Source organism: Nonomuraea roseoviolacea subsp. carminata, from assembly GCF_024172185.1.
GTDB classification, from domain to species: domain Bacteria; phylum Actinomycetota; class Actinomycetes; order Streptosporangiales; family Streptosporangiaceae; genus Nonomuraea; species Nonomuraea roseoviolacea.
Map to the genome: position 1 here is coordinate 7806269 of NZ_JAMZEC010000001.1, position 16330 is coordinate 7822598.

General features: G+C 73.9%; 17 protein-coding genes. 3 read left to right on the plus strand and 14 right to left on the minus strand.

What is annotated here, in order from left to right:
* Window positions 1-66: 66 nt before the first annotated feature.
* Together HD595_RS36245 and HD595_RS36250 are read right to left on the minus strand one after the other, a co-directional pair.
* Complete coding sequence (locus HD595_RS36245) at window positions 67-1443, minus strand: carotenoid oxygenase family protein (RefSeq protein WP_253777130.1); 1377 nt, start codon at window positions 1441-1443, stop codon at window positions 67-69.
* A 112-nt stretch (window positions 1444-1555) separates the two neighbouring features.
* On the minus strand, window positions 1556-2140 hold the full coding sequence (locus HD595_RS36250; RefSeq protein WP_253777132.1) for a hypothetical protein: 585 nt from the start codon (window positions 2138-2140) through the stop codon (window positions 1556-1558).
* Between the two features lie 92 nt (window positions 2141-2232).
* Here HD595_RS36250 and HD595_RS36255 point away from each other — a divergent pair, with 92 nt between their 5' ends.
* On the plus strand, window positions 2233-2784 hold the full coding sequence (locus HD595_RS36255; RefSeq protein WP_253777135.1) for a PadR family transcriptional regulator: 552 nt from the start codon (window positions 2233-2235) through the stop codon (window positions 2782-2784).
* A 33-nt stretch (window positions 2785-2817) separates the two neighbouring features.
* Here the strand turns inward: HD595_RS36255 and HD595_RS46980 are convergent, their stop codons facing one another.
* A complete protein-coding gene (locus HD595_RS46980; protein ID WP_253777137.1) occupies window positions 2818-3711 on the minus strand; it encodes an NAD(P)-dependent oxidoreductase in 894 nt (297 codons plus the stop codon).
* A 157-nt stretch (window positions 3712-3868) separates the two neighbouring features.
* On the opposite strand from HD595_RS46980, the gene HD595_RS36265 reads away from it, so the two are divergent.
* Window positions 3869-4483 (plus strand): TetR/AcrR family transcriptional regulator, encoded by a 615-nt coding sequence (locus HD595_RS36265; RefSeq protein ID WP_253777140.1) that lies wholly within the window; start codon window positions 3869-3871, stop codon window positions 4481-4483.
* A gap of 46 nt (window positions 4484-4529) precedes the next feature.
* On the opposite strand, the gene HD595_RS36270 is transcribed toward HD595_RS36265, so the two are convergent.
* From HD595_RS36270 to HD595_RS36285, 4 genes are read right to left on the minus strand one after another with little or no spacing between them, the layout of a single operon-like run.
* Complete coding sequence (locus tag HD595_RS36270; protein ID WP_253777142.1) at window positions 4530-5357, minus strand: DNA-3-methyladenine glycosylase family protein; 828 nt, start codon at window positions 5355-5357, stop codon at window positions 4530-4532.
* The gene (locus tag HD595_RS36275) at window positions 5354-5788 is read right to left on the minus strand and encodes a MarR family winged helix-turn-helix transcriptional regulator (protein WP_253777144.1); all 435 of its coding nucleotides are present in this window, start codon (window positions 5786-5788) and stop codon (window positions 5354-5356) included. The genes HD595_RS36270 and HD595_RS36275 overlap by 4 nt, the downstream gene beginning before the upstream one ends.
* On the minus strand, window positions 5785-6195 hold the full coding sequence (locus HD595_RS36280) for an SRPBCC family protein (protein WP_253777146.1): 411 nt from the start codon (window positions 6193-6195) through the stop codon (window positions 5785-5787). The genes HD595_RS36275 and HD595_RS36280 overlap by 4 nt, the downstream gene beginning before the upstream one ends.
* Before the next feature lie 59 nt (window positions 6196-6254).
* Window positions 6255-6854 (minus strand): TetR/AcrR family transcriptional regulator, encoded by a 600-nt coding sequence (locus tag HD595_RS36285; protein WP_253777148.1) that lies wholly within the window; start codon window positions 6852-6854, stop codon window positions 6255-6257.
* Between the two features lie 130 nt (window positions 6855-6984).
* On the opposite strand from HD595_RS36285, the gene HD595_RS36290 reads away from it, so the two are divergent.
* On the plus strand, window positions 6985-7806 hold the full coding sequence (locus tag HD595_RS36290; protein ID WP_253777150.1) for an SDR family NAD(P)-dependent oxidoreductase: 822 nt from the start codon (window positions 6985-6987) through the stop codon (window positions 7804-7806).
* Window positions 7807-7898: 92 nt separating this feature from the next.
* Here HD595_RS36290 and HD595_RS36295 read toward each other — a convergent pair whose 3' ends face one another.
* The 7 genes from HD595_RS36295 to HD595_RS36325 are packed head-to-tail and all read right to left on the minus strand — an operon-like array spanning window position 7899 to window position 16195.
* On the minus strand, window positions 7899-9527 hold the full coding sequence (locus tag HD595_RS36295; RefSeq protein WP_253777153.1) for an amidohydrolase: 1629 nt from the start codon (window positions 9525-9527) through the stop codon (window positions 7899-7901).
* A 32-nt stretch (window positions 9528-9559) separates the two neighbouring features.
* Window positions 9560-10975 carry an amidase gene (locus HD595_RS36300; RefSeq protein ID WP_253777155.1) on the minus strand — a complete coding sequence of 472 codons (1416 nt, stop codon included), beginning with the start codon at window positions 10973-10975 and terminating at the stop codon, window positions 9560-9562.
* Complete coding sequence (locus HD595_RS36305) at window positions 10972-11799, minus strand: ABC transporter ATP-binding protein (protein ID WP_253777157.1); 828 nt, start codon at window positions 11797-11799, stop codon at window positions 10972-10974. The genes HD595_RS36300 and HD595_RS36305 overlap by 4 nt, the downstream gene beginning before the upstream one ends.
* Window positions 11792-12760, minus strand: a complete 969-nt coding sequence (locus HD595_RS36310) for an ABC transporter ATP-binding protein (RefSeq protein ID WP_253777159.1) — start codon at window positions 12758-12760, stop codon at window positions 11792-11794. Before HD595_RS36310 ends, HD595_RS36305 begins: the two co-directional genes overlap by 8 nt.
* Window positions 12760-13623 (minus strand): ABC transporter permease, encoded by an 864-nt coding sequence (locus HD595_RS36315; RefSeq protein ID WP_253777161.1) that lies wholly within the window; start codon window positions 13621-13623, stop codon window positions 12760-12762. Before HD595_RS36315 ends, HD595_RS36310 begins: the two co-directional genes overlap by 1 nt.
* The gene (locus HD595_RS36320; protein ID WP_253777164.1) at window positions 13620-14570 is read right to left on the minus strand and encodes an ABC transporter permease; all 951 of its coding nucleotides are present in this window, start codon (window positions 14568-14570) and stop codon (window positions 13620-13622) included. Before HD595_RS36320 ends, HD595_RS36315 begins: the two co-directional genes overlap by 4 nt.
* A gap of 8 nt (window positions 14571-14578) precedes the next feature.
* Window positions 14579-16195, minus strand: coding sequence for an ABC transporter substrate-binding protein (locus HD595_RS36325; RefSeq protein WP_253777167.1), 1617 nt, complete (start codon window positions 16193-16195; stop codon window positions 14579-14581).
* Window positions 16196-16330: the final 135 nt, after the last annotated feature.

Sequence of the window (16330 nt, forward strand, 5' to 3'; positions counted from 1 at the left end):
CTGACCGCCCTCACGTCCCCGCCGTGAGCCGCCCTCCCGAGCCCCCGCCCGACCGCCGGGAGCGCGTCAGGAGGCGGGGTCGGGGATCCAGCTCCCGTGGAAGCCGGCCGGGACGCGGCGCGGCAGCCGCACCGACGCCGTGCGCGACAGGTCGCCCGCGTCCAGCACCAGCAACTCCGAGCCCTGCCCGGCGCGGTCGGTGACGATCGACAGCAGCCAGCCCTCGTCCTCGGCCCGGGCGCCCTCGGCCGCCACGAACACCGCCTCGCCCGGCACCAGGTCCGGGCCGAGCTCCAGCGCCGCCGAGGAGCCCGAGCGCAGGTCGTGCTTCACGATCGCGTCGGCGGCCGCGGTGTAGAGGTAGCGGTGCGCGTGACCGGTGCGGGCGTCGTCGTGGGTGGGGAACTCGACGGGCCGGTCGTCGAGCGGCTCCTCCTTGACCGCCCCGGAGGCGGGGTCCAGGGTCCAGCGGTGCAGCCGGGAGCTCCCGGTGGCCGCCGCCCGGGACGGGGCGTTCGCGACGGTCGCGGCGGAGGTGTCGCCCTCGCCGCCGATGCTCGGCCAGAACGCGGTGAAGTCCTCCGGCCGGTAGCGGACGCCGTCCACGACCACCCGCCCGGCCTCGTCCTCGTACGCGTTGCCCACGTGGAAGACGTAGCAGGGATCGACATCGAACCAGCGCACCGGGCCCCCGGCCCGCGGCATGACGCCGAGCCGCGCCCCGTAGGCGTCGTCCCAGCGGAACGGCATGCCGGCGCCACTCCGCGCCAGGCCTATGTCGAACACCACCGGCAGGTCCAGCCACACGACGTGGTTCGCGGTCACGGCGAAGTCGTGCATCATCGTCGGGCCCGGCACCTCCACCTCGCGGCTCTCCACCAGCCGCCCGCCGGCCGACAGCCGGTGGTAGGTGAGGTACGGCGGGACGAGCCCGTACCCGAAGAACAGCAGCTCGCCGGTGACCGGGTCCTCCTTGGGGTGGGCGGTCATCCCGCCCTTCAGCAGCCCGCCGAAGTCGCACGGGCCCACCGTGTCCAGCTCGGGGGTCAGCTCGTACGGCAGGCCGGTCTCGACCAGCGCGAGGATGCGGCCGGCGTGCGGGACGACGTGGGTGTTGGCCGGGACGGCCGCGTGGTCGAACGTGCTGTCGGGGCGTACGAACGGGGCGCCGTCCGTGAACTTGGTGGTGCGCACCCAGCGGTTGCGGTACCACTCGGCGCGGCCGTCGCGCAGCCGCACGCCGTGCACCATGCCGGGCCCGGTGAACCAGTGGGCCGACGGGGTGCCCGGCAGCGGGTTGGGGCCGTTGCGGAAGTAGCGGCCGGTCAGCTCGGGCGGCAGGGTGCCCTCGACCGGCAGGCCGACCGCGTCGATCTCGTCGGGGACGGGGGCGTGGTGGCCCTCCAGCCACAGGGAGGGGGAGGTTCCGTTCGGCTGGCTCATCTCGATGCTCCTCACAGGCTCGGCACGGGTGGCGGATGGGTGGCGCGGGTTGCGGGACGGGTGGTGCGGGTGTCGGGGCTCGGCCCCGCCGCGGCGGGCGTCGGCCGGCCGCTCAGAGGCTCGGGCGCGCCGCGGCGGCCGCCGCCGCGCGCTCCCGGGCCCTCGCGGTGTAGCGCGCGGTGAAGACGGCCGGCAGGGTGAACCCGGCGACCTTGCAGGCCACCAGCACGGCGACGGCCTGCGGCGCCCAGTGCTGCACGCAGGCCAGCGCGATCGCGGTGACCGTGAAGCCGACGGCCCAGGCCCTGGTGATGACCACGTTGATCTGCCGGAACCGCTCCGTGGCGGCGATGTGCGCGTCGACCTGGCGGCGCGCGATGCCCTCCGTGAACGGGCGGCCGGCGGCGAGCGTGCCCCACGCGGTGACGGCGAGCCACGCGATGGCCAGCGACGCGCCGTACCCCAGCACCGGCGAGTGCGGCGCGGCGAACGAGAGCGCGGTCAGCAGCGCCATGTAGACGGCGGTCGAGGTCTCCAGGATCAGCGCGTCCCACGCGATGCCGGAGCGCAGCCGGTCGAGGGCGAGCAGGACGAGCGCGGCGGCCAGGCCGGTGATCGCGCCGGTGCGGGCGTCGAACCCGCTGACGATGGCGAGGGCGATCCAGGGGAGAAAGGTCCGGCCGTAGTACTTCAGCATGACGTCGCCTCCAGACGACATTCCAACTTTGACACGTCGAATCTAGACCTTCCAGTTTTGACATGTCAATCCAGAGAGGTAGAGTTCCGGTCATGAGCCTGCGGCATGCGGTCCTCGGCCTGATCGTGGAACTCGACGGCGCGAGCGGCTACGACCTGATGAAACTCTTCGAGATCTCGCTGGCGAACGTGTGGACGGCCACCCAGAGCCAGGTGTACGGCGAGCTGGCCAAGCTCACGGCCGACGGCCTCATCGAGGTGGCGGCCGAGGGCCCGCGCGGCCGCAAGGAGTACCGCGCGACGGACGCGGGGCGCGACGAGCTGCGCCGGTGGCTGGTCGAGGAGCAGCCCAGGCCAGCGCGGCGTGACGGGGTGCTGCTGAAGGTGTTCTTCCTCGGCCAGCTCGAACCCGAGCGGGCCCGCGCGTACCTGCGCGACAGCGCCGCGACCATGGGGGAGCGGCGCGACAGCCTGGCCGCGCTCCAGGAGGAGGTGACGTGGGGCGAGGACAATCTGTCGCTCTACGGGCGGCTCACGCTGGAGTACGGCCGGCGCTTCTTCGCGATGCGCAAGGAGTGGGCCGAGTGGGCGGAGGCCGAACTGGCCCGCCACACCGCGCCACCCGAGGACGCGGACCGCGCCTAGCGCGCTCGGGAGCCCTGGCCGCGCCTGGCGCGCTCAGGGCCGGCGCGCCCTGGCGTGGGTCCCGGTGCGGGCCTCGATGGCGTGCAGCACCGCCACCATGTCGGCCGCGCCGTGCCCCAGCTCCACGGTCTCCCCGAACAGGTCGTGGCAGACGTCGAGCAGGGGCGAGGCCAGGCCCGACGCCCGGGCCGCCTCGGCGATCAGCCGGTTGTTCTTCAGCACGTCCAGCGCCGCGGCCTGCACCGCGAAGTCGCGGGCCAGCAGCTTGGGCGCCTTCATCCGCGACACGGCGCTGGCCATCGGCCCGGCGTCCAGGATGTCGAGGAACCGCCCGCGATCCAGGCCGTGCCGGTCGGCGAAGTGGTACGCCTCGGTGAGCCCGGTGACCATGGTGATCAGGAACAGGTTCACCGCGAGCTTCGTCAGCAGCGCGCCCGGCACCGGCCCGCAGGCGAACGTCTCCCGGCACATCGGCGCCAGCAGCGGCGCGACCTCCTTGACGTCGGCCGCCTCCCCGCCCAGCATCGCCACGAGCCGCCCGGCCTCGGCGGGCTCGCGGGAGCCGGAGACGGGCGCCTCGACGTAGCCGCCGCCCGCCGCCCGGATGTCCCGCTCCAGCTCGCGTGAGTGGTCCGGCGAGGTCGTGCCCATGTGCACCACGACGCGTCCCGCCACCCGGGCGGCGAAGGCGGGCGTGCCCCGGCCGAGGACCGTGTCGATGGCCGCCTCGTCCGCCAGCATGAGGATCACCGTGCGGGCCCGCCCGAACACCTCGCCGGGGCCGGACGCGACGTGGGCGCCGGCCGCGCGCAGCGGTTCGGCCCGGGACGGGGTGCGGTTCCACACCACGAGCGGCGTCCCGGCGCGGGCCAGGTTGAGCGCCATCGGCTGTCCCATGACCCCGAGACCGACGAACCCCACGTCCACGACGCACCACCACCTGCCTGCGCGACCAGCTTCTCTATGACAGTCGTCATACTAGAACGCGATATGACAAGCGTCATAGAGGGGTCTTCCTCGAACGCCCGTGAAGCGTGGGAGGGTACTCCTGACCAGGTGCGGGCGGCAGCGGCGGGAGGCCGGGATGGCGGAGAAGGAGCGGGGTCCGCGGGAGCGGATGGTGTTCAGCGCGGCGCAGCTCATCCGCCGCGACGGGGTCGCCGCCACCGGGATGCGCGACGTGGTCGCCCACGCCCGGGCGCCCCGCGGCTCGCTGCGCCACTACTTCCCGGGCGGCAAGGAGCAGCTCGTCAACGAGGCCGTGGACTGGGCGGGCCGCTACGCCGCCGCCCGCGTCGCCCGGTTCCTGGCCGGCATGCCGCAGCCGTCGCCGAGCGGGCTGTTCGCCGCGATGGCCGCGCAGTGGATCGACGAGTACGGCTCCGTGGGGTTCGAGGCGGGCGGGTGTCCCGTCGCGGCGGCGACCGTGGACTGCTCGCGGGCGGCCGAGTCCACCCGGGAGGCCGCGGCGGCCGCGTTCGCCCGCTGGACCGCGCCGGTCGCGCGGGCGCTGGCCGACATGGGCGTGCCCGCCGCCCGGGCCGAGCCGCTCGCCACCCTGATGATCAGCGCGCTGGAGGGGGCGATCCTCATCGCGCGGGCCGAACGCGACGTGCGCGCCCTGACGACCGTGACCCGCGAGCTCGGCCCCCTCCTGGACGCCGCCGCGACCCCGCCGCCGGACGGCCCGACGACCTGACGGGGGCAGCAGGACGTGCTCGCGGTATGGGCCCGGTCCCCCGGCCTCACCCCGCCACGCGCAGGTAGTGCGCCCAGTACCCCTGCCACGGCCCGTACCCGGCGGCCAGGTCCCGCAGCTCGCGCTCGCCCAGCGTCCGGCCGTAGGCTGCGGCGGCCGAGCGCGTCAGCTCCCGGTCGATCGGCGCCTCCTCCATCCGCCCCAGCCCGCGGATGAGGACGAACGACGCCGACCACGGCCCGATCCCGGGCAGCCCCAGCAGGAACGCCTTGACCTCCTCGTACGGCCCGTGACGCAGGAACGCCTCGTCGGTCCGCGCCCACGCCTCCAGCGCCGCGCGCAGCCGGCCGGCCTTGCGCGGGTCGCCGGCCAGGTCGGCGGGCGTCTCCAGGAGCTGGCCGACGTCCGGGAAGGCGCCGTACGGGTTGCCGGCGTGGGCGACGATCGCGGCCTTGGCCCGGGCGGCGGCCCGCATCGGCGTGCGCTGGCACAGGATGGCCCACACCAGGTTCTCCACCGGCGACGGGAACTTGACCTGGTGGTAGCCGCGCAGCCGCTCGACCACGGGGCGGAACCCCTCGTCGGCCGCCTCGTAGAAGCCGGTCAGGTCGTCGTCCAGGCTCAGGTGGAACCGGATCCGGTCGGCCGCCGCCGTGACGACATCGTCGGTCAGGGGGTCGGGGGACTCCAGCTCGCAGCGCAGCCCGGCCCCGGCGGGGGACAGGCGCGCCCGTACGGTGTGCCCGGCCACCCGGTACGCCTTCACCAGCGTCGTCCCGGTGATCTCCTGCTCACCGCCGGCAGGCGGGAAGCGGGCGAGGAAGCGCAGGGACGCGCCGAAGTCGAAGGGGGCGCGGGCGCCCAGGAGCATCATCGGCGCTCCCCGTCCGCCAGGGCGCGCAGCGTCGAGACGAGCGCGGGCCGGTCGGGCGCCGCCGCGAAGAACGCCGCGTCGGTGCGCTCCACCTCGGCGACGGCCCGCTCGATCAGCTCGCGGCCCCGGTCGGTGACCCGCAGCAGCTTGGCGCGGCTGTCGGCCGGGTCGGTCTCGCGGACGAGCAGGCCCTTGTCCTCCAGCTTGCGCAGCACCTGGGAGGCCATCTTCACGTCGGCGCCGGCCTGCCGGGCCACGCTGAGCTGGTTCGGCCGGCCGCCCTCCTTGTTCAGCCACCACGCGCAGGCCAGCAGCACGAACTGCACGTGCGTCAGGTCGAACGGCTCCAGGGCCGCCGTGACGGCCCGCTGCCAGCGCAGCGTGGTCCGCCACAGCAGGAAGCCGGGGCTGTCGTCCGGGGTGAGGCTCACGCCGTCTCCGCCAGCTTGACCAGGGCGGCGACCGCGTCGGGCAGGTCGGCGGCGACGGCCGGGCCGATCTCTTCGGCCCCGGGGCCCGTCACCTCCAGGCGGTGCGTCACCCGGGTGCCTCCGGCGAACGGCTCCAGCGTGTGCGTGAAGCGGAGGACCACCTCGCCGAACACGGTCTCGTCGGCGAACGTGTCGTTCTCGTCGGCCCGGGTGATGCGGGCGCGGACCTCGTCCTGGCCCTGGGGCGTCATGACGATCTCGGACCCGGCGGCGAAGGGGCCGTGGAGCTCGGCCCGCTCCAGGCCGGTGTCCCAGCGCACCCAGCCGGGCACGTCGGCGTACAGCGCCCACACCGTCTCGGCGGGGGCGGTGGTCTCGGCGCTGTGCTCGAAACTCCACAGGAACATGGACGCACTCCTTTAGTCCGCGCGTAGATTGTCTACGCGCAGACTATATCCCAGGGGCGTCAGGGGCGGAAGGCCCGGAGCGTGACGTCCACGAGCGCGTCGGCGTACTCGGGCGTCAGGGGGCCCGAGCGGTGCAGCCAGCGCCGGTGGAGCGGGGAGTAGAGCACGTCGAGCACCAGGTCGAGGTCGGCGTCGGCGGCGAGCTGGCCCGCCTCCTGCGCGGCGCGCAGCCGCGCCTTCTTGGCCTCGTCCAGCGGGCCGGCCAGCCGCTCGTGGTACTGGGCGGCCAGGCCGGGATCGTTGACGATCTCCATCGTGAGCGCCCGGATCGGCGCGTCGAAGGCCGGGTCGGCGAACTCGGCCGCCGTCGCCCGCATGACGAGCTTCAGGTCGGCCTCGAGGTCGCCCGTGTCGGGCAGCGCGACCTCCCCGCCCTCGGCGTCCTGGCTGAGCGCGAGGATCGACTCGAAGACGACCGCGCCCTTGGACGGCCACCAGCGGTAGATCGTCTGCTTGCCCACGCCGGCGCGCGCGGCGATGGCCTCGATCGAGACCTTCCCGTAGCCCACCTCGCCGATCAGCGCGCGGGCGGCCTCGAGGATGGCGTGCCGCGACCGCTCGCTGCGCCGCGCGGGGTCGGGCTTCCTGGCATCGGACATGGTCGCGAGGATACCACGTTACGAGACGAGACGGTCCGTCTTGACGAGCGGACATCAGTCGTGCAGACTCGGGCGGCGAGACGAACCGTCTCGCCTCGTCGGATAAGAGAAGCACAAGGAGGTGAGGCCCGTGACGACCGGGAAGGTGTGGTTCATCACCGGCGCATCCCGTGGCCTGGGCCGGGCGTTCACGGAGGCCGCGCTGGAGGCCGGGGACCGCGTCGTGGCCGCCGCGCGCCACGTGGAGCCGCTGACGGAGCTCGCCGCGCGGCATCCGGGCCGGCTGGCGCCGCTGCCGCTGGACGTCTCCGACCGGGCCGCCGTCCACGAGGCGGTGGACCGGGCGGTGGCCGCCTTCGGCCGCCTCGACGTCGTGGTCAACAACGCCGGCGGGCTCCTGTACGGCATGGTCGAGGAGGCCACCGAGGAGCAGGTGCGGGCGCACCTCGACGTGAACTTCCTCGGCGCGCTCTGGGTGAGCCAGGCCGTGATCCCGTACCTGCGGGAGCAGGGTTCGGGCCGCATCCTGCAGATCACCTCGATGGGCACGAGCGGGGGCATGGCCTCGGTCGGCCTCTACGGGGCGGGCAAGGCGGCGCTCGACTCGCTCAGCGAGGCCCTGGCGACGGAGCTGGAGCCGTTCGGCGTCAAGGTGACGATCGTGCAGATGGGCGGCTACGACACGGGGCTGTTCACGGCCGGCACCACGGCGACCGAGCCGCTGCCCGTCTACGAGCCGCTGCGCGCCAGGCTGGCCGAGATGTGGGGGGAGGACGCCGGGCCGCCCGCGAGCACGGCGGCGCCGGTCGTCCTGGAGCTGGCGTCGCTGCCGGAACCGCCCCGGCGGCTGATCGTCGGCGGCGCCTCGTACGACATGGTCCAGCAGATGGACCGCGCCCGGACGGAGCTGTACCAGGCGTGGGAGCACCTCAGCCGCCGGGCCCCGGGCTGACCGGGCGGCCGCGGCGCCCGGGCCCGCCGCGTGTCCGGACGGCCCGGGCAGCCGCGGTGGCCGGACCGGCCGCGCGTCCGGACGGCGGGCCGTCAGAAGGCCGGATCGGTGTGCACCCGCTCGCCTTCGACGTACGTGGCCAGCACCGAGGTGCCGGCGATCGCGTCGGCCGGGATCGCGCAGGGGTCGCGGTCGGTGACCACCAGGTCGGCGAACTTGCCCGTCTCGATGGTGCCGGTCCAGGCGTCCAGGTGGTTCACCCGCGCCGTGCCGATCGTGTAGGCGGCCAGCGCGTCCGTCAGGGCCAGCCGTTGTTCCGGCAGGAACACCTTCGAGCTCCCGCCCGCGATCGCCCGGTTGACCGCGACATGGATGCCCAGGAACGGGTCGGGGCTGCTGACCGGCCAGTCGCTGCCCGCCGCGAGCCGGGCGCCGGCGCGGGCGAGGTCGCCGAACGGGTACTGCCGGCCCGCCTGTTCCGGGCCGAGGAACGGAATGGTCAGCTCGTCCATCTGCGGCTCGTGCGCCGCCCACAGCGGCTGGATGGTGGCGGTGATCCCGAGGGCGGCGAAGCGCGGCACGTCGTCCGGGTGGACCACCTGGACGTGGGCGATGTGGTGGCGGTGGTCGTTCGTCCCGTTGGCGGCCCGCGCGGCCTCGAACGCGTCGAGGGCTTCGCGCGCCGCCCGGTCCCCGACGGCGTGCACGTGCACCTGGAAGCCCTCGGCGTCCAGGCGGGTGATGTACGTGCGCAGCCTGTCCGGGTCGACGAAGCTGAGCCCCCGGTTGCCGGTCGCGCACCCGCAGCCGTCCAGGTAGGCGGAGGTCATCGCGGCGGTGAAGTTCTCCGCGACCCCATCCTGCATGATCTTGACGCTGGTGGCGCGGAACCGGCCCGCGCCGCCTCTGCGCGCGAGCAACTCGGGGATCTGTTCCTCGCCCCTCTCGCGGTCCCACCACAGCGCTCCGACCACCCGGGCGGTGAGCAGCCCGGACTCGGCCGCGGTCAGGTAGGCCCGCTGCACCTGGGGAGTGACCATCGCGTCCTGCCAGGCGGTCACGCCGACCGAGTGCAGCCGCCGCTGACCGGCCTGGAGGCCGCGCAGCACGGCGTCCGCGGCCGGCTCGGGCAGGTGCCGGCCGACCAGGGCCGACGCGCCTTCGTGGAGCGTTCCCTGCGGGTGGCCGTCGGCCTCCCTCTCGATGCGGCCGTCGACCGGGTCCGGGGTGCTCGCGTCGATGCCGCACAGCCGCAGCGCCCTGGAGTTGACCCAGGCTCCGTGGCCGTCGCGGTTGACCAGGTGGACGGGCCGGTCGGGGACCACCGCGTCCAGCAGGCGCCGGCTGGGCGTTCCCCCGGGGAACCAGTCCATGGACCAGCCGCCTCCGCTGATCCATTCGGCCTCGGGGTTGGCCTCGGCGTAGGCGCGGACGGCGGCGACGGCCTCGTCGGCGTCGCCGGTGTCGTGCAGATCGCACTGGATCATGGTGAGGCCGGCCAGGACCGGATGCACGTGGGCGTCCTGCAGCCCGGGGAGCAGAGCTCGGCCGGCCAGGTCGACGACCTCGGTGGCGGCGCCGATCAGCGGCCGGACGTCCGCGTCCGCGCCGACGGCGATGATCCGGCCGCCGCGGACGGCGACCGCGGTGGCCGTGGCGGGGGCCGGTCCGAGCGTGTGCACCGGACCGCCGCGGAGGACGAGATCGGCGGGGGTGGTCATGCGGGTTCTCCTTGCGGGGGGGATCAGGGGGTTCACAGCGATTCGGGGCGCGAGGCCCAGGGGCGGGCACGTTCGACGGCGGCGCCGACGTGGAAGACGGTCGCGTCGTCGTAGGTGCGTCCGACGATCTGCACCCCGGTCGGCACGCCGTTGGACGCGCGGCCGGACGGCACATTGAGCACCGGGCATCGGCTGGCGATGTTGAAGACCGGAGTCAGCGAGTACTCCAGGTGGTCGTCGAGTTCGACGCCGTTCACGGTGAGCTTGGTGTCGAGGTACTCCTCGCCGGCGCGCAGGGCGGGCGCTCCCGTGGTCGGGCAGACGAGCGCGTCGTGGCGGTCGAGCAGGTCGCCGATCGGCGCGTAGATCGCCGCCTCCAGCTCCAGCCCCGCCAGGAAGCCGCCACCCCGCTCGTACGCGCTCCGGGAGTCGGCGGCGAAGGCGAGGGCGTAGCGGGTGAGCTGGTCGCCGTGCTCGGCGGCGACCCGGCCGACCATGGGGCCGAAGACGGCGCCGAAGTGGATGAGGGTGGCGCGCATGACGTCGGCGCGGCGCAGCCCGACCTCGACCTCCTCGACGATCGCCCCGGCCGCGCGCAGCGCGTCGGCGACCGCCCGGGTGCCGGCCGCGACGTCCGGCTCGATCTCCCAGTCGCCCAGGTTGGGCGCGTAGGCGACGCGCAGCCCCCGCACGTCGCCGAGCCGGTCCGGGAGGCGGACGGCGGGGCGCAGCGAGACCACGTCATGGGGGTGCGGGCCGGCGATGACGTTCTGCAGCAACGCGCAGTCGGCCACGGTGCGCGCCATCGGCCCGTCATGGCAGTAGTGGTCCAGGTTGAACGGCGGCATCGCGGGCACCCGGCCGTAGGGCGGCTTGTAGCCGACCGTGCCGGTGCAGGCGGCGGGCATCCGGATCGAGCCGCCGATGTCGGAGCCGGTGGCGAGCGTGGTCGTGCCGGAGGCGAGCGCCGCCCCCGAGCCGCCCGAGGAGCCGCCGGGCGAGTACTCCAGGTTCCACGGGTTCCGGGTGATCCCCCACAGCCGCGAGTGCGTGAACGCGGCGCAGCAGAACTCGGGCGTCGTGGTGCGGGCGTGCACGATGCCGCCGGCGTCCAGCACCCGCTGGATGACCGGGTGGGTCTGCTCGGCCACGCTGCCGGCGTAGGCGAGGGAGCCGTCCGTGGCCGGCCGTCCGGCGATCGGCTGCTCGTCCTTCGCCGCGACGGGAACGCCCTCCAGCGGGCGCGGCGAGCCGTCGCGGTAGGCGCGCTCGGCCCGCTTCGCCTGCAGCGACGCCTCCTCGAAGAGGCGCTCGCTCAGCGCGTTGACCCGCGGCTCGACGGCCTCGGCGCGCTCCACGACGGCGGCCAGCAGCTCGACGGGGGACAGCTCGCGCGACCGGAACAGCCGCAACGCCTCGGTGGCGGAAAGGTAGGCGAGGTCCGTCATGAGGACTCCTTCGACTCGGTCGCGAGGGCACGCCGGTCCGCCGCGATGCGGGCGGGGTCCCAGCCGGGACGCGGCACCGAGTGCAGCAGCAGGCGGGTGTACGGATGCTCGGGCGCGGTCAGCACCCGTGAGCTGGGGCCCGACTCGACCACGCGCCCCTGGTGGAGCACGAGGACGTCGTCGGCGACGTGCCGGACGAGCGCCAGGTTGTGGGTGACGAACACATATCCGACGCCGCTCTCCCGGCGGATCTCCGCGAGCAGGTCCAGGATCTGGGCCTGGATGGACACGTCGAGGGCGGCGGTCGCCTCGTCCAGGATCAGCACCTTCGGCTCGGTCGCCAGCGCGCGGGCGAGCGCGACCCGCTGGCGCTGGCCGCCGGACAGCCGCCGGGGGAGCGCGTCCGCCTCCCGCCCGCCGAGTCCCACCCGGGCCAGCAGCTCGTCGCGGCGGGCCCGCCTTTCCCGCGGGCTCATCGCGAAGTGCAGGCGCAGCGGCTCCTCGACGCACTGCGCGACGCTGACGCGGGGGTCGAGCGAGAGGTAGGGGTCCTGGAAGACCATCTGGAGCTCCCGGGCCCGGGAAAGCCGGGTCGCCCTTCCTCGGGCCGCGGCGGAGCGGTCCCGGCCTCCGACGCGGATCCGGCCGGCGTCCGGCCGCTCCAGGCCGACGAGCATCCGCGCGGTCGTCGTCTTCCCCGATCCCGACTCGCCCACGACGGCCAGGGAGCCGCCGGGCGGCAGGGAGAAGGAGACGCCGTCGACGGCCACCTGGCCGCCGAACGACTTGCGCAGGTTCTCCACCTCCAGCGCGTACTCAGTCATGGCTCAGCTCCTCCGCGCGCAGGCAGGCCACGTGGGCGCCGTCGATCTCCCGCCGGGCGGGCACGTCCCGCGTGCAGGCGGGCCGGGCGTGGGCGCAGCGGGCCGCGAACGCGCATCCGGCCGGAGCCTCGGCGAGCGACACCGGACGCCCCGGCACGCCGCGCGGCGGCCGGTCCGACTCCAGCCGGGGGGTCGCGGCCAGCAGGCCCGAGGTGTACGGATGGCGGGGCCGGTCGAAGAGTCCTCCGGCGGTCTGCGCCTCGACGATCCGCCCCGCGTACATCACATAGACGCGATCGCAGATCGCCGCGGCCAGCTCCAGGTCGTGGGTGACGAAGAGCAGCCCCATGGATCGCTCTCCCCGCAGGCCGGTCAGGATCGCGATGACCTCGGCCTGGGTGGTGACGTCCAGCGCCGTGGTGGGCTCGTCGGCCAGCAGCAGCCGCGGCTCCCCGGCGAGCGCGCCGGCGATCATGACGCGCTGGAGCATGCCGCCCGAGAACTCGTGCGGATACCTGCGCAGCGCCGCGCGCGGCTCACGGATGCCCACCGACTCCAGCAACTCCGCGGCCCGCCGGAGAGCGTCGTCCCGCGACATTCCGCCGGCCCGCATGCCTTCGGTGACGAAGTCGCCGATCCGGCGCAGCGGGTTGATGGAGGCCCGAGGGTCCTGGAAGATCATGGAGACGTCGTTCCGGCGCAGGTCGCGGAGCCGGGCGGCGGACATCGTCAGGACGTCCTCGCCGTCCACCCGCACGCTGCCCGCGGCCTCGGCACCCTCGGGGAGCAGGCGCAGCACCGAACGGCAGGTGACCGACTTGCCCGACCCCGACTCGCCGACCAGCCCGACGGCCTCGCCGCGTCCGACGTGCAGCGACACCCCGTCGAGGATGGGCCGCGCGGCCCTTCCGGCTGTGAGCCGTACATCGAGGTTCTCGATCTCCAACAGCCGAGGGGTCATCACCGCTCCCGCCTGGCGACGCGGTCGGCGATGGACTCGCCGACGGTGCTGAACGCGACCACTGTGATCACGATGGCGGCGCCGGGGGCGAGGGCGGGCAGCATCGCGCCCTGGAGCAGGGCCTGGGAACCATCGTTGATCATCGCGCCCCAGTCGGCGGCGGGCGGCTGCACACCGAGGCCGAGGAAGGAGAGCGCCGCGAGATCCATCAGCGCGTAGCCGAAGTTGATCGCGGACTGGGCCAGGACCAGCGGGGCGATGTTGGGAAGCAGATGTCCCACGCAGATCATCCAGCCGGACCACCCCTGCACCTGGTACGCCTGGATGTAGGGACGGCCCTTCTCCCGCAGGGCCACGCTGCGCGCCAACCGGCCGACGTACGGGGCGTAGGCGACGCTCATCGCGATCACGGGCGCGGTCGGTCCGGGGCCGAGGACCGCCACCAGGATGATGGCCAGCAGCAGGGCCGGGAAGGAGAAGACCAGCTCCATGGCCCGCGACAGCACGGCATCGACGGCCCCGCCGTGCCAGGCGGCGCTCACCCCGATCAGCGTGCCGAGCACCGTCGACACGAGCACGACCACCAGCGGGCCGAGCAGTCCCGTCCGCGCACCGAAGATCAGCCGGGACAGGACGTCGCGGCCCGACTGGTCCGCGCCCAGCAGGTGGTCGGGGGTGGAGCCGCTCAAGGTCGCGGACAGGTCGACGGCGTCGGGGTCGTGCGGGGCGATCAGCGGGGCGAGGACCGCCGCGACGGTCAGCACGGTCAGCACGGCGAGGGCCGCCGTGACGAGCTTGTCGCCTCCCGCGACGCGGGCCAGCGGAGCCAGGAACCCGCGCCGGTGGAGGGGCAGGGCGGTCATCTCACGCCTCCCTTCGGGTGGGACGGGCGAGGGTCGATGAGCGGTTGGACCAGGTCGACGACGAGGTTGGCGCCGACGAAGGCCAGCACCACCAGCAGGCTGACGGCCTGCACGACCGGGAAGTCCTTGACGGTGACGGAGCTGACGAGCAACTGGCCGACCCCCGACAACCCGAAGGCGGTCTCCACGATCGAGGTGGCGACCAGCAGACCGGCCACGATCGTCCCGGTCACGGTGGTGATCGGGGCGAGGGCGTTGCGCAGCACGTGCCGCCGCACCACGTCCGAGCCTGGTATCCCGCGGGAGCGGGCCACCTCGACATGCTCGCGGCCGAGCTCTTCCAGCATCGACGTCCGGGTCACCCGGGCCAGCAGGCCGACGAAGGTCAGGGCGAGCGCCGCCGCCGGGAGCGTCAGATGGCTGATCCGGCCGCCGAGACCGCTGCCGTTGCCGAAGGCGGGGAACCAGCCCAGCTCGACGGAGAACAGCGAGATCAGCCCGATCGCCGCGACGAACGACGGGGTGGCCGTGGCGACGCCCGTGCCGATGAGGACGGTCCGGTCCACGACGCCCCGCCGCAGCGCGGCCAGGGCCCCGAGCGCCAGCCCCCCGACGAGGATGAGCAGGCCGGCGTAGCCGATGAGCCACAGCGTCGTCGGCAGCCGGGCCGCGATCAGCCCGGCCACGTCCTGCCGGAACTGCGCCGAGCGACCGAGGTCCCCGGTGACGACGCCGCCGATCCACTTGGCGTACTGGACCGGGAACGGGTCGTTCAGGTGGTACTGCTCCTTGATGGCCGCGACGGCCGACGGCGACGCCGAGCGCCCTCCCAGGAGGAAGGACGCCGGGTCTCCGGGGGCGAGCTGGACCGAGCCGAAGACCAGCAACGAGGTGACGAGCAGCGTCGCGACGATCCCGGCGGCCCGGCGGAGGAGACGGCCTGCCATGGCCGGCCTCAACCGGCCGAACCCAGACGGGCGGCCCACGGGAAGACGAGCTGCGAGATGCCGGTCGGCGCGCCGGTGAGCCGCTTGTTGAGGAACAGGCTGTGCGGCACCTCGTACAGCGGGATCCAGACCATCTCGCGGACGGCGATCTCCTGCAGCTCGGCGACCGTCGCCGCGCGGGCGGCCGGGTCGGCCTGCGCGTTGGCCTTGGCCACCAGGGCGTCGTAGCCGGGGTTGGAATAGCCGCCGTAGTTGGCGAAGTCGCCCGTCTGGAGGATCCCGTAGAACTCCAGCGGGTCGGGGGTGGAGTCGTACCAGATCGTCATGACCAGGTCGATCCCCTCGCGGGCCTTCGGGTCGGAGAACAGCGCCGTGTAGGCCTCAGGGGCGACCGCCTTCAGCTCGACCCGCAGGCCGATGGCCTGCCCCGCCGACTGCACCGCGTTGGCGATGACGCCGATGTCCGGGGCGAGCGTGCTGGTCGCCATCACGATCTTCTTGCCGGCGGCGCCCGCCTCCTGGATCAGCTTCTTCGCCCCGGCGACGTCCTGGGTGAGGGCCGGGAGCCTGGCGTAGTAGCCCTTGGCCGCCTCCGGCGCGATGCCCCAGGCCCCGATGGCGCCGGGCGCCTTCGCCGGGGTGGCGACGCCGCCCGCGGCGGCCTTGATGATGCCCTCCCGGTCGAGCGCCATCGACAGCGCCCTGCGGACCCGGACGTCGCCGAGCGGGCCCTTGAGGTTCGTGGGGATCACGTTGACGGCCGTCGTGTTGGGGCCGAAGTAGAGCGTGCCGTTGCCGGCGGCGCGGAGCTTGGGGAACCCGGTGGACGGCAGCAGGTAACCGCCGTCGACCTCGCCGGACAGCAGGGCGTTGACGCGGGCGGCGGGATCGGTGATGAACACGGCCTTGATCGTGTCCGCCTTGGGGGTGAGCGACGGGTCCCAGTAGCCGCCGAACTTCCTCAGGGTGATCGACTGGCCCTTCTGCCATGAGTCGAGCGCGTACGGCCCGGTGCAGTTGACGCCGGTGTCCGGGGCGCCGTAGCCCGGCCTGGCCAGGGAGGCGGCGCTCTCGATGGTTCCGGCGGAGGTGCCCATCTCCTCGTTGAAGAGCTGGTCGGGCTTCTTCAGATGGACCGTGACCTCCATCGGCCCGGTCTTCTCGATCCGGTCGACGTCCTTGTAGGCCGAGACCCAGTACGAGCCGACCTTGGGGTCCAGGTGGCGGCGCATGCTGGCGACGACGTCGTCGGCCGTGAGCGTGGACCCGTCGTGGAACCTCACTCCGGAGCGGATCGTGTAGACCCAGCGTCTGGGGTCGGGGGAGGCGGCGGCGCTGGCCAGGCCGGGCTCCACCTTGAGGTCCGGGGTGATCCGCATGAGCTGCTCGCACACGTTGGCGAGCACGGTGTTCGGGTGGTAGTCGAAGGCGTACGCGTAGTCGAGGGACTGCGGTTCGGCGTAGAGCGACCAGGTCACCGAGTCCACGGGGCCCTTGGCCGGTGCGGTGTCCTTCGTGATCTCGAAGGCGGCGGAGCCGCCACCGCCGCCCCGCGGGGCGCCGCCGCAGGCGGCGACCGCGAGGGTGAGCAGGGTCGTCGCGGCAGCGGTTCGGGAGGCGCGCAACGGACCACCTCTTTTCTGAACGGGCCGCAGCGGTTCCGGCATGCGGCTGAGGTGGCAGCGAGTATTCGTGAAGGAACGTTCCTGCACAAGGGTTCGGCGGAACGATTCTGCAATGCTTGGCTGGGGTGGCGGACC

Coding starts and splice junctions, on each gene's coding strand:
- HD595_RS36245 (WP_253777130.1), bottom strand. CDS start 1,443: ATGAGCCAGCCGAACGGAACCTCCCCCTCCCTGTGGCTGGAGGGCCAC.
- HD595_RS36250 (WP_253777132.1), bottom strand. CDS start 2,140: ATGCTGAAGTACTACGGCCGGACCTTTCTCCCCTGGATCGCCCTCGCC.
- HD595_RS36255 (WP_253777135.1), top strand. CDS start 2,233: ATGAGCCTGCGGCATGCGGTCCTCGGCCTGATCGTGGAACTCGACGGC.
- HD595_RS36265 (WP_253777140.1), top strand. CDS start 3,869: ATGGCGGAGAAGGAGCGGGGTCCGCGGGAGCGGATGGTGTTCAGCGCG.
- HD595_RS36270 (WP_253777142.1), bottom strand. CDS start 5,357: ATGATGCTCCTGGGCGCCCGCGCCCCCTTCGACTTCGGCGCGTCCCTG.
- HD595_RS36280 (WP_253777146.1), bottom strand. CDS start 6,195: ATGTTCCTGTGGAGTTTCGAGCACAGCGCCGAGACCACCGCCCCCGCC.
- HD595_RS36285 (WP_253777148.1), bottom strand. CDS start 6,854: ATGTCCGATGCCAGGAAGCCCGACCCCGCGCGGCGCAGCGAGCGGTCG.
- HD595_RS36295 (WP_253777153.1), bottom strand. CDS start 9,527: ATGACCACCCCCGCCGATCTCGTCCTCCGCGGCGGTCCGGTGCACACG.
- HD595_RS36300 (WP_253777155.1), bottom strand. CDS start 10,975: ATGACGGACCTCGCCTACCTTTCCGCCACCGAGGCGTTGCGGCTGTTC.
- HD595_RS36305 (WP_253777157.1), bottom strand. CDS start 11,799: ATGACTGAGTACGCGCTGGAGGTGGAGAACCTGCGCAAGTCGTTCGGC.
- HD595_RS36310 (WP_253777159.1), bottom strand. CDS start 12,760: ATGACCCCTCGGCTGTTGGAGATCGAGAACCTCGATGTACGGCTCACA.
- HD595_RS36315 (WP_253777161.1), bottom strand. CDS start 13,623: ATGACCGCCCTGCCCCTCCACCGGCGCGGGTTCCTGGCTCCGCTGGCC.
- HD595_RS36320 (WP_253777164.1), bottom strand. CDS start 14,570: ATGGCAGGCCGTCTCCTCCGCCGGGCCGCCGGGATCGTCGCGACGCTG.